The sequence below is a fragment of the Methylophaga pinxianii genome (assembly GCF_020447225.1).
In the GTDB taxonomy this organism is placed as follows: Bacteria; Pseudomonadota; Gammaproteobacteria; order Nitrosococcales; family Methylophagaceae; genus Methylophaga; species Methylophaga pinxianii.
In genome coordinates this window covers 21114-36992 of sequence record NZ_JAJAEO010000183.1, presented here as the reverse complement: position 1 = coordinate 36992, position 15879 = coordinate 21114, and the positions used below count along the sequence as shown (strand labels likewise).

Genomic DNA, 15879 nt, shown 5'->3' with positions numbered 1-15879 from the left:
GATTAATCATTAAAACTCAGATAATGACCAGCTCTGCACGTAATGCTCCGGCTTGTTTCAAGGCTTCCAGAATCGCAACTAAATCTCCTGGAGCCGCGCCAACCTGATTTACTGCCCGCACAATTTCATCCAAAGACACGCCAGGGTTAAACACAAACATGCGGCTATTTTCTTCTGATATTTCAATATCATAATTTGGCGTAATAACTGTTTCACCTGCAGATAATGCGTTGGGTTGTGACACTTCAGGATTTGCTGAAATCGTCACCGACAAACTGCCATGTGTCACCGCAGCAGGACTGACTCGTACATTCTGTCCAATCACCACAGTACCACTGCGAGAGTTCACAACCACTCTGGCTGCGGCCTCACCCGGATTCAGTTCCAGATTTTCTATTAAGGATAAAAATGGAATTCGTTGGTTGGGATCTCTTGGGGCATTAACCCTCACCGATGCGGCGTCCAGGGAGCTGGCTGTACCACGACCCAGCGTTTGATTAATCGCATCAGACAAACGACTGGCTGTGGTGAAATCTGCCTGATGTAAATTCAGAATAATATGATCACCCACATTTAGGGCATTTTGCACAGTACGTTCTACTGTCGCGCCATTGGGTATACGTCCTGCACTGGGAATATTGACCGTGACCCGTGAACCATCTCCCGCTTCAGCACCAAACCCACCCACGACCAGATTACCTTGTGCCATGGCATATATTTGACCGTCAGCCCCTTTGAGCGGCGTCATAATCAAACTGCCACCTCGTAGACTTTTCGAGTCACCCAAGGAGGACACGGTAATATCAATGGTTTGACCAGGCTTGGCAAAAGGCGGCAAATCGGCATGGACAGAAACTGCCGCTATATTTTTGCTTTTAGGGTCTACTCCTGCCGGCAACGTTACGCCCATTTCACGCAACATACTGCGTAACGTCTGACCGGTAAAAGCGGTTTTATCACCCGTACCATTCAGCCCTACCACCAGACCATAACCCACCAACTGGTTATTTCGCACTCCGCCAATGGAGGCCAAATCTTTGATACGTTCTGCCTGAGCTACCGACATCATCAACATCAAAAAAGCGGCAAAGAAGGTATTCAATAATGTTCTCATTTGTTTAACCCTTTAAAAAGGCATTAACGCGCCGATAAAGAAGCGACTTAACCAGCCCATTGAATTAGAGTCATTAGAGGGCCCGTCACCGACGTAGGTAATTTGTGCATCAGCAATACGAATGGATGAAATAGTATTGGTCGAGTCAATATCGCGGGGACTAATCATGCCGGTCAAACGCACGTACTCATTGCCCTGATTAATGGTGACAACTTTTTCCCCCCGAATAATCATGTTGCCATTAGAAAGCACTTCCACCACAGATACACTGATATCCCCACTTAAACGATTATTCTGTTCACTTTCACCTTCACCTTCGAAGCTGCTGTTAGAACCGGCACTAAACGCTAAATTGTTGTTATCGGTATCTGCCAAAGGTAAAAATCCTGGCAAACTGAACTGTGGTGTCGTACCAAACAGCGTCGGATTGTTGATGTTATTCGAGTTGGTTTTATCAATCGTTGTCGTGGCTTCTTTTTCCGCATCCGTTCGTTCATCCAGGCGCACTGTCAAAATATCGCCAACCCGACGAGCTTTATAATCTTCGTACAATGCAATGTTGCTGCGCGTATCAAAAATGGCACCATCGGTATTCACCACCGGTTCTGTGGCAACGGGACGGACAGCAGCATAAGCAGGATCACGTTTTACTTCATTACTGACACAGGCAGAAAGCAAAACAAGGCAACTTATCCCCACGAGTCGGTTAATGAATTTCATATGAATCTCCGAGACAACCTGATGTTCAAAATATAACTTGCAGAGTCCATGCCAGAATTACATTTTGAGTAAATAAATACTGACTGTTCTTTAAGCACAAAAAAACCCCGAAGCACATAGATCGTGCTATCGGGGTTCAGTGAATATGATTATAGATTCTGACTAGCGTACTGCAGCATTTGATCGGCTGTAGAAATGGCTTTGGAATTCATCTCATAGGCACGCTGGGTCTCGATCATATTAATCAGCTCAGTCACTACATTCACGTTTGAGGTTTCCAATGCGCCCCCAATCACTCGGCCTAGCCCATCCAGAGTTGGCGTGCCGACAATAGGAACACCACTGGCACCTGTTTCTTTAAACAGATTTTCACCAACAGGCTGTAAACCTGCTGGATTGACAAAATCTGCCAACTCAATTTCACCAATCACGGTGGGCTCGTTGTCTCCTGGTTGGGTAATGCTCACGGTACCATCCACACCAATAGTGACACTTTGCACATCCTCTGGAATATTAATACCCGGATCTAAAAGATAGCCATTTGACATCACCATGTCGCCATCGGCATTAATTTGAAATGTTCCATCCCGAGTATATGCAAGATCACCATCTGGCATCAAAATCTGGAAATATCCCCGACCATCGATCGCCACGTCCAATGCATTATCAGTTTGGACAATATTGCCTTGAGTATGCAGCTTTTCAGTGGCCACCGTTCGCACACCCGTACCAATCATTAATCCTGAAGGCAGCTGATTATCGGTCGTGGTTTGAGCACCAGGTTGACGAATCGTTTGATACAACAGGTCTTCAAACACCGCTCTATCTTGCTTAAAGCCGGTTGTGTTCACGTTGGCCAGATTGTTTGAAATGACCGACATCCTTGTTTGCTGAGCATCAAGCCCGGTTTTAGCAATCCATAATGCCTGGTTCATATATATTCTCCTAAAAACACTGTTGGCCTATAACTACCCATTAAGCTGCAACATGCGTGCCGAAGCAGCGCTATTTTCTTCTGCAGTACTCATCATTTTGACTTGCATCTCATATTTGCGTTGCAACTCGATCATATTCACCAAAGCCCCGACAGCATTGACATTACTGCTCTCGATGGTTCCTGATGCAACTTTAACGGTGGCATCTAATGGGGCTTCAGTACCATCAGCCATTCGCATGAGGCCGTCGCTATCTTTGAACACATTTTGCAGATCCGGTTTGACCAGTTTAATCCGGTCAATCACGGCTAATTCATTTTCAGCACCTCCGATTGGACGAATTGAAATGGTGCCATCGGCGCCAATATCCATTTTCTCAGCTGGAGGAATAGCGATAGGGCCGCCCTCACCCATCACGGGTAAACCGGTACCAGTGACTAACTGTCCCAGCTCGGTGACATGTAAATCCCCTGCACGGGTGTAGCCTTCACGACCATCTTTTCCCATGACCGCAATAAAGCCCTCACCCTGGACGGAAATGTCCAATTCGCGACCAGTCGATTGCACACTCCCCTGCTGATAATCGGTAGCAGGCCGCTCAGTCATCGAATAAACGCGCGTTGGCAAACCCTCACCAAACACCGGCATCGATCTGAACTGCTCCAAATCAGCGCGAAAACCGGTGGTATTTACGTTGGCAAGATTATTCGCATTAGTTGCCTGGGCCAGCATGGTTTGCTGTGCTGCATTCATTGAGATATAAAGCATGCGATCCATTGTCAGCCCCTTAATTTTTTATAACGAACATTAATCACGACCAAACTAACGCAGGTTAATAATGGTTTGAGTAATTGCATTGTTGGTTTCAATAGCTTTTGAGTTGGCCTGAAAATTTCGTTGTGCGGTAATCAATCCCACCAGCTCTTTGGTTAAATCGACATTCGATGTTTCCAAAGCCCCTGACTGAATCAACCCAAAACTGCCGGTTCCGGCTTCGCCAATCCGTACATCGCCTGAATCCAGTGTTGCTTCCCAGGCAGTATTTCCTATCTGTTTTAAGCCCTGAGGGTTAGGAAAATCCGCTAAAACAATTTTGGCTACATTGGTGGTTTGACCATTAGAGTATTGTGCTTGTACCAGGCCAGTATCATCAATATCCAACCCGGTCAGCCGCCCTGTCGGGAATCCATTTTGGTCAGTATCCAGAACAGTAAAAGCAGCGGAGTTCTGTGTCGACCCGGCAAAATTAATTTCAAACTCCAAATCTACTGCACCACTGCTTAAACCCGAAAATGTATAGGTCTCTGTTGGGGTAACACCAGCATCTAAAGCACCACCTAAAGCAGGATCAAAAGTAAGCGTTTTGGTAGTTTGCCCTGCCCCAAACTCCACTAAGGTTTGACTTCCTGCTGGTTCGTTAATGTAAACCTGAACATTCCACTCATTCGGGACGTTGGTTTTCTGATAGTAATAGGTCAGGGTGCTTTCATTACCCAAGGAATCAAAAATATTGCTCGAAGTGGAATTGGTATAGGTCGTTGGGTCTGTCGGATCAATTGGTGTTGCCACTGGATCAATATCTACCGCTGTTGAAGGAAGATTTGCAGCAATATCCACTTCAGTCGTTGCTTGCGGCACACCTGCAGCAACCGGCAACCTAATTGGATTAGTTCCACCTAACGCAGTTGATGAAACACTGCCATCATCATTTACTGGAAAACCCAATAAATATTGCCCGGAACTATTCGTAATATAACCATCACGATTAATATTAAAGGCTCCGGCGCGACTGTATAAAACCTGTTCAGAATCTAATGCTGGTGAAAGTGCATAGAAACCTTGTCCATTTCCACTAATTGCCAAATCCAGTGAGTTATTAGTGACTTCCAGATTTCCCTGATTGAACTGCTGGGCTACATTATTGAGCACAACACCTGTACCAATGGCGGTGTTGCTATTGCCAAACGTTGATAAGGCATAAACATCACCGAACTCTGCCCGGGAACCCTTAAAGCCAATGGTATTAATGTTAGCAATATTGTTCGATTTCACGTTCAAGTCAGCAGTGGCGGCATTGAGGCCTGTTAATGCAGTATTAAATGACATGTGGATTTACCCCTTAAATAATTTCTTGAACTTCACTAAACGGCACCGAACCAATACCGGCCAGATTCATGGTCAGTCCTTGTCCGCTTGAGCCAACCAAAACACTGTCCACTTTCGCTATTACCGCCGTGGCGAATGCGGTGTTCTGTCCATCAACATTGCCGGTAGCCATAAACTGATAGGCCCCTTCAGGCATTGCTTCCCCATCGTTATTCAACCCATCCCATTCAAAGTTGGTGTAGCCAGAAGCGGCCCCCATAGGGATGGTTCTGACTAATTCACCAGTATTGCTATAAATTTTCAGTTCCAGATTAGAGACGGGCTCAGCCACATTAATTTGTCCCCGCATAGGCGAGTCAGCTGTCATCATTCCAATGGAAGACGGAACCAATACTGAGCGCCCAACCAAAGACGAACCTTGTAATGCTTGATCGGATTGCATGACATTCGCAAAGCTGGCGAATGAGTCCTGCAAATCACTGATGCCAGTAACCGTGCTGAAAGAGGCTATTTGTCCCAGAAAATCACCATTCTCCATTGGCTTAAGGGGATCCTGATTCATCAACTGCGTGGTCATCAATGACAAAAAGTCATTCATTTGCAGTGAGCCGGGATCATTTTCCTCTTCAGTCGCACTTGTTGTATTTTTACTGTTGAGGAACGCATAAGGATTGTCGCTTACACCATTTACTGCCATTTCAATGACTCCCTGGTCTATTTGCCAAGCTGCAATGTCTGCAGCAGCAATTGTTTGGAAGTGTTGGCAATCTCAACATTGTTCTGATAGGAACGAGAAGCCGACATCATATTTGCCATTTCTGCAATGGCATCTACATTTGAGTGGTAAATGTAACCATTTTCATCCGCCATCGGATGGGCTGGGTTATATTCCTGCCGGATAGGGGCCTGACTTTCAGTCACACCGAGCACCTGCACCGCTCCGGATTTATAACCCTCTTGTGCATCATCTAAAACTGTGGCAAAAATCGGTTGACGTGTACGGTAGGTTTCATTGACACTGCTACTTACACTGTCAGCATTCGCTAAATTACTCGCCGTTGTATTCAACCGCAGAGACTGAGCACTCATTCCACTGCCTGCAATATCGAAAATATTAAATAATGACATGGCAGATTATTCTCCTTTGATTGCCTTGGTCAGCCCCTGGAAGCGTGAACCCAAAAATTCCAGACTTGCTTGGTATTGAACAGCATTCTGCATAAACTGTGCCTGTTCAACTTGTTCATCTACCGTATTGCCATCTAAGGAATCTTGAAGTGTTGTACGGTATTGGGTAGCCGCTTCAAATGGGTTTTCCCCATTACCGGCAATATGCCGTTGATGAGTCGTATTCAAAGCGGCAGAATTTTGCCCAGATGCCGCCAGTTGCAGCGCTGTTTGAAAATCCATATCCTTTGCTTTGTAGTTTGGGGTATCGGCGTTCACCAGGTTGGTAGCCAACATTTCTGCACGCTGGGTGCGAATTCGCAATGCATCGGCATGAATTCCAAGAGCAGAGTCAAAATTTATCGGCATGCTGTTTCTCCACAACAAACATTTACTTCCACTCAGCTAAGCATCATGTGTGCCACAATTTAATCTCTTTAAAATTCAAAACCTTAACTATGTTGCGGCAATACAAAAACGTTAAAGCGGCAAGCTCTTGCCACTCGCCTTACCCCCCCGTTACAACTGTTATAATTCGTCTGCAGCCCAAGGTTAGATTGAAGAAATTTCTGCCATTGACGATACATTTGCCAACTGGCTCACGTATTTAATAAATAGATAGTTAATGGGCACCATAAGTGCTTGACCCACAATACTTTTAGCGTTAAAACCAAATACCAACACGGAGCGTCATAGAAGTGAAAAAGTTTGCGGCAAATTCTGGTTTCACCCTGATTGAATTAATGATCACATTAGTCGTGGTCATCATCCTAGTTGCCATTGCTGCACCGAGCTTTAATTCTATGATTCGTGAAAATCGTGCGGCTACTCAAGCTAATAGTTTTCTCGCATCACTTCAAACTGCCCGTTCAGAATCCATTAATCGGGGTGTACAAGTCAGTATGCATCGTTTAAGCACTATCAACAGTGTATGGGAAGATGGCTGGCGTATATTTACCGATTGGGATGGTGATGGTGTGTTTGATGGTGATTTGAATGAAAAAGATTGTAGTGTGGAGGCGCAGGATTGTTTGTTAATGGAACAGCAAGCATTGGGTAATAATATTACACTCAGATCGGGGGCTAACCACGCGGTTGGATTAACTTTTCTACCTTCTGGTGAAATCACGGCTGCCGGTGGAGGAATTGTTACGGGCACATTTACTTTATGTATCCCCGACACCAATCGTCGAGAAATAATTATCAATTCTGGCGGTAGAGCAAGGATTAATCCGGAGGATGTAACATGTCCTTAAGCCAACAACGAGGTTTTACCCTGCTTGAAGTGATGATAGCCGTTTTTGTGTTAGCAATTGGTTTACTGGGAATGGCACATCTGCAAATCACCTCACTAAAACACAATCAAACTGCAGAGTTTCGTACACAAGCCGCACTCCTAGCCTCAGATATGTTGGACAGAATGCGGGCCAATCGCGATGCTGCTCATGATGGTAATTACGCTATAAGTCTTGAATCCGATCCACCGGAAACAACAAACTCAATTGCGGATGCAGATATTGTAGATTGGCACAATAATATTGCTACTTTTCTTCCTAATGGAGATGGTGAAATTACCTGCGGTGCATTCACTATCAATACTGAATTTATATGTGACGTCACCATCAGTTGGATCGATACCCAAAATGACGGTGATGATTATGACAGCCGAAGTACCTCGACATTTACGATTAGCGGGGCAATCTAATGTATTTCCATAAAAAACAACAAGGGTTGTCGTTAGTTGAACTAATGGTTGCTGTTGTATTGGGTTTGATATTAGTTGCTGGCGTCATTGAACTATTTGTTAATAACCGTCAGGTTTACCGTGTTCAGGATGCCAAAGCACGAATGCAGGAAAATGGTCGTTATGCCATGGCAATACTGGGACAGAATATTCGAGATGCCGGGTATTATGGTTGTGCCTCACGTAGGGCCGGAGCCGAAACCAATAATGTACTGAACAACAGTAATCTTTTTATATGGGATTTTGCTACAGCAGTTGAAGGTAACGATGCTACTGGTGATAGTGCATGGACCCCCACCAAAGATGATGACATTTCATCTGACTCTGGAACCGATATATTAACTGTTAGAAAAACAACCGGTTCAAGCATAAAAATTACTGCTCATCCCGGAGGAACACCACCCGGCTCAGCCAATATACAAGTTAATCCAGGGAATGGACTTGCTAATGGCGATATTATTATGGCAACGGATTGTTTAACCTCAGCCGTGTTTCAAGTTACATCAAATAATCCTGATACCTCAGGTTCAATTGCTCATAATACTGGGACTGGATCACCCGGAAATATCACTCAAGCGTTAGGGAAAAACTATACAGGTGGATGGGTCGTGCCTGTTGTTACCCTCAGTTATTTCATCAGTTCAAATAATATAAGAAATATGCCTGCCTTATATCAAAGAAATGCTGTGAGCACCGCTACTGTGGAATTGGTAGAAGGCATTGAAGATATGCAAATCTTATATGGGATCGATACCACTGGTGATGGGGTTGTAACTACTTACGAGCCTGCTGATGCTGTGGGTAATTGGAATGATGTGCTGAGCGTAAAAATTAGTTTATTACTAAGAAGCATTGAAGATAACCTAACTGCTGATGGGCCCCAAACTTATCGATTTAATGATACTAATGTTACAGCTAACGATCGTCGACTTCGCTCTGTTTATACCAAAACCTTTACGCTTCGCAATAGGGTTTCTTAATGCAAAACATCAGCCACAGAAATAAACAACATGGTGCGGCTTTGATTGTCAGTCTGGTGATCTTACTATTAATGATGATACTCGGGTTGGCGGCAATACGAACAAGTAGCTTGGAAGAAAAAATGGCGGGGAATACATTGGATCTTGAAATTGCCTTTCAAGCCGCTGAAACCGCTTTACGTACAGGAGAAGCCTGGATTGCAAGTTTATCAGTAGAGCCAGAAGCGACCACAGATGGTTCGAATGTAGTTTGGGTTGGAGATGCTATGGACCCTGACGCTACCAATGCTAAAAATTGGTGGCAAGAACGAAATGGAACCTGGTGGGCTAGTAATGCAATTCAGGTAGCAGATGCTATTACTTTTGAAACCACTGCTGGTACGACCAACATTGTTAATCCACGATACATTATTGAATATCAACAATTTGTAAATGATGACTTACTGGTAGGTACAGGTGGTGGTCCATCTACAGGTAAAGTGTTTTACCGAATTACTGCACGTGGTACAGGAGGAAGTGCTAATTCACGAATCCTGCTTCAAAGCACAATGGCTAAGAGATTTTAATCATGAACAAATTAGCTTACTTATGGTACCTCCTTTTACTTTCCAGCTTGAGTCCCTCGATAGTATTTTCGGCTCCCTTAAATTTGAGTAATGCTCCATTATATCTAGGTGGAAATGCTGAACCCAACATAATGTTTATTCTCGATGATTCCGGATCAATGCATTATGAGGTTATGCCAGATGAAGAATTTCGCTTTGCGTCATTAAACGTTAACACAAAATTTGTTTATCCTCGTGCTGCTCAGGTTTATGGCTCCAACGATTATAATAGTAACATTGCAACCATTCTTTCTTCTAGCGTACATGGAAGAAGAGCTCGTTCTCCACAGATAAACTCTCTTTATTACAACCCATCCGTCACGTATACCCCATGGGTTAAGGCGGACGGAAGCCTTTTCCCACCGGCAAACCCAAGTTCTGCTTATCATAACCCGGTTAGGACTACCCGAGGTTCAAGAAATCTTACTATACCTAATAATCGAACAGATACTGGTACAGGCTCTTCCGAATTTGATAGTTGGCGTGAATGCACGGGTCCCAGTTCAGGTCAATGCTCAAATCAAACCCTTTCAACTAATACATTTTGGCCTGCCACGTATTATTGGTTTACAGGAGATAAAACTAGTAATCGTTGGGCTATAGCAAACTTTGATGGTCCATTTGAAATAAGACCAACCATAGACGAATACTCAGGTCATGGTCGCATAAACCGTAATGAATGTAATGATGGAATTTGCACTTATGCTCAAGAAATACAAAACTTTGCAAATTGGTATACCTACTATCGCTCAAGAGTATTAACCGCCAGAGCTGGAATTGGAAGAGCTTTTGCTAAGCAAAGTCCCGGAATGCGTATTGGATATGCAACCATTAATAATAGCAGTATAAATATTGATGGAGTAAGTAGTGGCAGTGTAGTCACTGGCGTACGTCCGTTTTCTGGTATTGACCGGGCTGGCTTTTTTACCAACCTTTATGAAAGAACAATTCCGAATTCAGGAACGCCTTTAAGACAAGCTCTTTACGATGTGGGCAATTATTTTAGTAGTTCAGATAACCGTGGACCATGGGGCAATACACCAGGGGAAAATGATAATACATCTCATCTCCAATGTAGGGCTAGTTATGCAATTATGATGACAGATGGTTACTGGAGTGGAACCTTATCTGACACAGTTGGTAACACAGATAATACTGCCGGCTTGGTAATTTCAGGTCTAAATTATGAAGATTATCAATATTCCCCTGTATCCCCATTCAATGATTCTTTCTCTAATACTCTTGCTGACGTCGCTATGCATTTTTGGAAGCGCGACTTAAGAACTGACTTAGATAATAAAGTACCGACATCCAACTTAGATCCATCATTTTGGCAGAACATGGTCACATTTGGAGTTGGCTTGGGCGTATCTGGATCTATCGACCCAGATACAGCTTTTAATGCAATCAGTACCAGCAGTGAAATTGCCTGGCCCGAGCCCACTAGTAGTACTGAAGCAAAATTAGATGATCTTTTACATGCTGCGGTTAATAGCCGTGGGGGGTTCTTTAGTGCCTCCGATCCAGATACATTTTCTGAACAATTAAGTCGTATTTTGTCTAATATCGCTGATCGTACCTCTTCAGCATCGTCAGTTGCATTAAATTCTGGGGCAATTTCTAGCGAAAGCCTTGTGTATCAGGCACGATTTAACAGTGGGGACTGGACTGGACAACTGCTTGGATTCCCCATCATCAACGATACTGAAAATGATAATTTCGGAGAACTTTCTACTCCACCCGTATGGGATGCCAGAAATCTCATACCAGCTGCAAATGATCGGAAAATTGTGACATTTGATGGGAATGAAGGACAACCATTCCGTTGGGCTAATATTTCTGCCGAACAACAAGCATTACTTATATCAGAAACTATCTTGAGTTATCTTCGTGGTAATAAAAGTAATGAGCTAAGTAATGGTGGTGATTTAAGAAATCGTAATTACTTGCTTGGCGACATTATTAACTCTGCTCCTGCTTATGTTGCGGCACCAGTTCAACGGTATGCTGATAATTGGGGAACTGATGCTCCGGAGAATGCAAGTCCTTATTCAACCTTCAGAACAACAAATACGGATCGCCAACCAGTTGTTTATGTGGGAGCCAATGACGGGATGTTGCATGCCTTTAATGCCGATAATGGGCAAGAATTATTTGCATATATTCCGAACATTTTATTCAGTAAATTACCTGACTTGGCTAATCCCAATTACACCCATAAAAATTATGTTGATGGCAGCCCTACAGTGGTTGATGCATTTATCAATGGTGAATGGAAAACTGTGCTTGTTTCTGGGCTTGGTGGCGGAGGACAAGGTGTTTTCGCTTTGGATGTGACCGATCCAGGTGCGTTTACTACAGAAAGTACTGCTGCTAGTAAAGTTTTATGGGAGTTTACAGATGAAGATGATGCTGATTTAGGTTTTACCTACGGTCAACCCAGCATTGTTAGACTGCAAAATGGGGTTTGGGCAGCCATATTTAGTGGTGGCTATAACAATATCGTCGATAATAACCTAGATGGGGATGATACAAACGACAGTACAACAGGGAGAGCATTCTTATACATTGTTGATCTTTCGGATGGTTCTTTAATCAAAAAAATTGATACAGTAGTTGGAACAGTTGAAAATCCGAACGGCCTCGCATCACCTGCGGCAATCGACAGTGATGGGGACTTCATTGTTGATTTTGTATATGCCGGTGATTTATTTGGCAATATGTGGAAATTTGATCTTTCCAGTACAAACACTAACAATTGGGCTGTCGCTTATAGCAGTGGTGGTAATCCTCAACCCCTCTATAAAGCCTGTTTTGGAGCGACTTGTGATAGTAGTAATATCCAGCCTATAACAACTCGCCCGCAAGTTGTCAGGCATCCTACTTCAAACGGATTTTTAGTGTTATTTGGTACCGGTAAATATCTAGAAGTAAATGACAATAGTATTAGTGGTCAAGTCACACAATCCTTCTATGGTGTTTGGGATAAGAATCAATCATCATTAACAGCCTTTAGCAGAAGCGATTTGCTCCAACAAAGTGTCACTGACGAAGTAACTGTGGATGGCACCAGTTATCGGGTGACTTCAGATAATAGTATTAACTGGACTAATGACTTGGGTTGGTATATCGATCTTATTAGTCCAAATGCAACAGAAAATCTTGGAGAACGGCAGGTAAGCAATGCGATAATTCGGAATGGACGTATTATTTTCACAACATTACTTCCTTCAGATGATCCATGCGACTTCGGTGGTTCTGGTTGGCTTATGGAACTTAATTTCGCAACTGGAGCTCGTTTATCCTATTCACCCTTTGATATTACAGGGGAAGGCGTATTCTCAGTTGATGACTACGTTTGTGTGGCCAACTGTGATGACGATGACCCTACTAATGATGTGAATGTTCCTACAAGCGGAAAACAATCTGGAGTGGGGATTATTCCTACTCCCAGTATAGCGACGGATACTGGTGGTCAACGAGAATTTAAATATACCAGTGGCTCATCAGGAAATATTGAAGTGACCGTTGAAAATCCTGGGCCTGGTTTTGAAGGTAGACAATCATGGCGTCAATTGGAGTTTATCTTTAGATAAAGGTGAAATTTATGAAATTTTTATCACTAATTTTTCTAATATTACTCAGTAGCTATGTTTATGCTATTGCTCCTTTTCAGCATAGGGGCACTGTAACCGCGCCATACAATGATACCTCTACTATTGAAATTGATGGACAGCCTTTTTTAGTAAACAGTGAAACAATAATTCATCATTATGAAAATGGAGTATTAAAAGAAAAAGTTATTCTAGAAGGTTCATCTGTTGGTTATGAGATGACTTCTGAAACAGATGATGCATTAAACACAATATCGAATATCTGGCTTATCAGAAATGATGAACAGGATGTTGAGGAATAACGATGAATAATAAGCTTCACGGTGGATTTACTTTGGTTGAGTTGATGATTACCGTTGCCATTATTGCAATCATCGCAGCAATTGCCTATCCATCCTACCAAGAGCAGATTAGAGAAACACGAAGAGCAAATGCTCAGGCTGATTTACTTGAGCTTTCAAGCTATATGGAGCGTTATTATACTGAAAGATTTACCTATGCGGGCACCACTACTGAAACATTACCCTTTAATGAATCACCAAAACTAGGAAATAGCAAGTTCTATGACCTTGACTTACAAAATGTAGGAGCAAGCTCTTACACATTAAGAGCCATCCCAAAAGGGGCTCAAACCGGTGACCTTTGTGGCACGATGAGTATCAACGAAGTGGGACAAAGAAATGCAGATGGAGCAAATTGTTGGTAATAATTTTGCTAATAAAAACAATAAACCCGCTGTAAGCGGGTTTATTGTTTTGTATATTTACGGTTATGTTTTAACTATCTACATTCACATGGCCATCTTGCACCAGCTTATTAATGATTTCCGCCTGCTGAGTTGAGGTATCAAATCCTCCCAGCCCCAAATCTGCTAATGACGTTCCTTGAAGCGTTACTTTTTGTGTCACATCACTTGCATCGGGTTTAAGCTCAATCACGATATCCGAACCATCTTCAGTTATCGAAATAAAGTCCGTTAAATTGCCCGAATCTTCACCAACAAGAATATCCGAGAAATCCAGAACATCACCATCAGCGATATTAAAGTCATTCACGATGTCAATAGCAGGAGTACCAATGCCACCTTCATCACCAGTATTCCAAACAAAAATATCTTTACCAGCACCACCTGTAAGAATGTCATCGCCATTATTACCAATGATCATTTCATTTGCATCAGATCCTATTAATACATCATCTGTGGATGCGCCGGTAATTTCCGCATAAGCTGTTTCAGTTACACTTGATGATGAATCATCCATAGTCAAGGTTACTGAACCACTGATTTCATTGATTTGATCGGCAGTAAGTTGTTTGTCTGAAAGCAGTGTTAATACTACTTCATCAGAAGCATCAAACTGATAAAAACCATCGTCGTCAGGCATCAACCCAACTATTGAAACACCTTCTGGTAAAGAGCTCGCCGATAAACTCACTGGCCCAAGTTGGTCACTTGCACTAGATTCCAGCATTCCAGCAGCAATGGATAAATCATATTGATATGTAATTGGTGCTAACTGAATATTATCAACAGCCATGCCCCAATTATCAGCATTTTCGCCTACTTCAGTTAAAACAAGCGTATTACTTCCATCACCAGAGCCTGCTACTAATACGTGAGTAGTGGTTAACCATTCTGTACGGTTATTGCCGTCTATCGTGGCAATTATTTCTCCATTCCACATGATCTGTAATACACCAGATCTTTGACCTGCAAGTCCACCTTCTTGTTTAGCCGCTTTGTCTAAATAATCAATGCTTAATTGATAACTTGCACCATCTGCCAAACCGGTTACTTGTTGTTGAATAGATATCTCGCCTGGACTGGCGCCCAAATCCATATAATGTTCGCCATCTGAGGTACCTACACCAGCATGACCTTTAGCATGTGGTTCCATTGCTACAGAACCATCGGATAACGTCCAGCCTTCCATTGAAGTCATTTGAAGGAATTTTGTGCCAGATAGGCTGTCTGGAGCACTTTCTCCCATTTTTAAGAATTGTGTAGTGGCGTTATCTTTACCAGTTGTTGGGTTCGATTCAAGTGTAGCCTCAGGTCCACCAATATTTTCGAAACTACCATTCCTTATTAGGTTTGTTTCACCGACTATTGATTGCTCATTACCGACACTCATTAATAAGGTAGGAGCATTCGTTGGATCTACTGGATCTACTGGATCTACTGGATCTACTGGATCCAAATCATCCGACTCATCAACCAAAAACTCAAACGGTGGTGGATCTAGAAAATCAACGCCAGGGCCAGTCGTTTCAAAACCCGCATCTGGTGTGACTCGGGGAGCGAGATAATCCACAAAAACTGCTTCGCTTCCGCCTTCACTGGTTGGCTGTGCACCCGGTCCAGCTGCAGTTGGATCAGCGATTTGAGTTGGATCTTCGCCAGCCAGTAATGCTTGTTGAATGGCATCGATATCATCGGCAACATCTGTGGCAGGGGCAGGCGTCTCAGCCGCAGCAACATCAAAATCGAATGTCTCACTGTCTAATACGGCCTGAGAATTTCTTCCCAAATCCATCACACTGCCATCAGGAAATTCTATTTCGATCGCGCCAGCAAGACCTGTAGTGATGATCTCGTTGGGAAAAACTTTGTCACCGACCTGTAAATTTCTCACAGTCCCATCGACTGCTGTTGCAGTTGCAGTGCCAATTAAGGCTGAAATAATTCCGGCTTCTGTAGCCATAATGCTTCTCCGATGAAATGCTGCTTCCTTAGGTCAACACAACTTATGCGACCGACTTTGCAAATAGTCTCCCATGACTAGGAAGACCGATCTACTGTACATTGGTACTAAATATTAAATAATTTAGAAATATTCAATATTCGAGTATGCAAAATTTCCGCCAGAAGAAATCATATTAGGGTCAATAAT

Annotated in this window: 16 protein-coding genes; 7 read left to right on the top strand and 9 right to left on the bottom strand. The window is 43.1% G+C overall.

Going from position 1 to position 15879, the window contains the following annotated elements:
- Positions 1 to 16: 16 nt before the first annotated feature.
- The 8 genes from LGT40_RS12715 to flgB form a co-directional block, all read right to left on the bottom strand.
- Complete coding sequence (locus LGT40_RS12715; RefSeq protein ID WP_226073101.1) at positions 17 to 1114, bottom strand: flagellar basal body P-ring protein FlgI; 1098 nt, start codon at positions 1112 to 1114, stop codon at positions 17 to 19.
- 12 nt (positions 1115 to 1126) lie between these two features.
- A complete protein-coding gene (locus tag LGT40_RS12710; protein ID WP_226073099.1) occupies positions 1127 to 1834 on the bottom strand; it encodes a flagellar basal body L-ring protein FlgH in 708 nt (235 codons plus the stop codon).
- Between the two features lie 149 nt (positions 1835 to 1983).
- Positions 1984 to 2769, bottom strand: coding sequence for a flagellar basal-body rod protein FlgG (flgG, locus tag LGT40_RS12705; protein WP_226073097.1), 786 nt, complete (start codon positions 2767 to 2769; stop codon positions 1984 to 1986).
- Positions 2770 to 2802: 33 nt separating this feature from the next.
- The gene (gene flgF, locus LGT40_RS12700) at positions 2803 to 3546 is read right to left on the bottom strand and encodes a flagellar basal-body rod protein FlgF (protein WP_226073096.1); all 744 of its coding nucleotides are present in this window, start codon (positions 3544 to 3546) and stop codon (positions 2803 to 2805) included.
- A 45-nt stretch (positions 3547 to 3591) separates the two neighbouring features.
- Positions 3592 to 4875 carry a flagellar hook protein FlgE gene (gene flgE / locus LGT40_RS12695; protein WP_226073094.1) on the bottom strand — a complete coding sequence of 428 codons (1284 nt, stop codon included), beginning with the start codon at positions 4873 to 4875 and terminating at the stop codon, positions 3592 to 3594.
- Between the two features lie 13 nt (positions 4876 to 4888).
- Entirely contained in the window at positions 4889 to 5572 is a 684-nt protein-coding gene (locus tag LGT40_RS12690; protein ID WP_226073092.1) for a flagellar hook assembly protein FlgD, read from the bottom strand.
- A gap of 17 nt (positions 5573 to 5589) precedes the next feature.
- On the bottom strand, positions 5590 to 6003 hold the full coding sequence (flgC, locus tag LGT40_RS12685; protein WP_226073090.1) for a flagellar basal body rod protein FlgC: 414 nt from the start codon (positions 6001 to 6003) through the stop codon (positions 5590 to 5592).
- A gap of 6 nt (positions 6004 to 6009) precedes the next feature.
- Positions 6010 to 6411, bottom strand: a complete 402-nt coding sequence (flgB, locus tag LGT40_RS12680; protein ID WP_226073088.1) for a flagellar basal body rod protein FlgB — start codon at positions 6409 to 6411, stop codon at positions 6010 to 6012.
- Positions 6412 to 6740: 329 nt separating this feature from the next.
- Here flgB and LGT40_RS12675 point away from each other — a divergent pair, with 329 nt between their 5' ends.
- Genes LGT40_RS12675 through LGT40_RS12640 form a run of 7 tightly spaced genes read left to right on the top strand, consistent with a single transcriptional unit; the run spans position 6741 to position 13691 of the window.
- Positions 6741 to 7298 (top strand): GspH/FimT family pseudopilin, encoded by a 558-nt coding sequence (locus LGT40_RS12675; RefSeq protein ID WP_226073086.1) that lies wholly within the window; start codon positions 6741 to 6743, stop codon positions 7296 to 7298.
- Positions 7289 to 7747, top strand: a complete 459-nt coding sequence (gene pilV / locus LGT40_RS12670; RefSeq protein ID WP_226073084.1) for a type IV pilus modification protein PilV — start codon at positions 7289 to 7291, stop codon at positions 7745 to 7747. The genes LGT40_RS12675 and pilV overlap by 10 nt, the downstream gene beginning before the upstream one ends.
- A complete protein-coding gene (locus LGT40_RS12665) occupies positions 7747 to 8766 on the top strand; it encodes a PilW family protein (protein WP_226073082.1) in 1020 nt (339 codons plus the stop codon). The genes pilV and LGT40_RS12665 overlap by 1 nt, the downstream gene beginning before the upstream one ends.
- A complete protein-coding gene (locus tag LGT40_RS12660) occupies positions 8766 to 9332 on the top strand; it encodes a pilus assembly PilX family protein (protein ID WP_226073080.1) in 567 nt (188 codons plus the stop codon). The genes LGT40_RS12665 and LGT40_RS12660 overlap by 1 nt, the downstream gene beginning before the upstream one ends.
- Before the next feature lie 2 nt (positions 9333 to 9334).
- Positions 9335 to 12967: a pilus assembly protein gene (locus LGT40_RS12655; RefSeq protein WP_226073078.1), complete on the top strand. Its 3633-nt coding sequence runs from the start codon at positions 9335 to 9337 to the stop codon at positions 12965 to 12967.
- An 11-nt stretch (positions 12968 to 12978) separates the two neighbouring features.
- A complete protein-coding gene (locus LGT40_RS12650; RefSeq protein ID WP_226073076.1) occupies positions 12979 to 13287 on the top strand; it encodes a hypothetical protein in 309 nt (102 codons plus the stop codon).
- 2 nt (positions 13288 to 13289) lie between these two features.
- Complete coding sequence (locus LGT40_RS12640) at positions 13290 to 13691, top strand: type IV pilin protein (protein WP_285229311.1); 402 nt, start codon at positions 13290 to 13292, stop codon at positions 13689 to 13691.
- Positions 13692 to 13761: 70 nt separating this feature from the next.
- On the opposite strand, the gene LGT40_RS12635 is transcribed toward LGT40_RS12640, so the two are convergent.
- Complete coding sequence (locus tag LGT40_RS12635) at positions 13762 to 15690, bottom strand: retention module-containing protein (protein WP_226073075.1); 1929 nt, start codon at positions 15688 to 15690, stop codon at positions 13762 to 13764.
- Between the last annotated feature and the right edge of the window lie 189 nt (positions 15691 to 15879).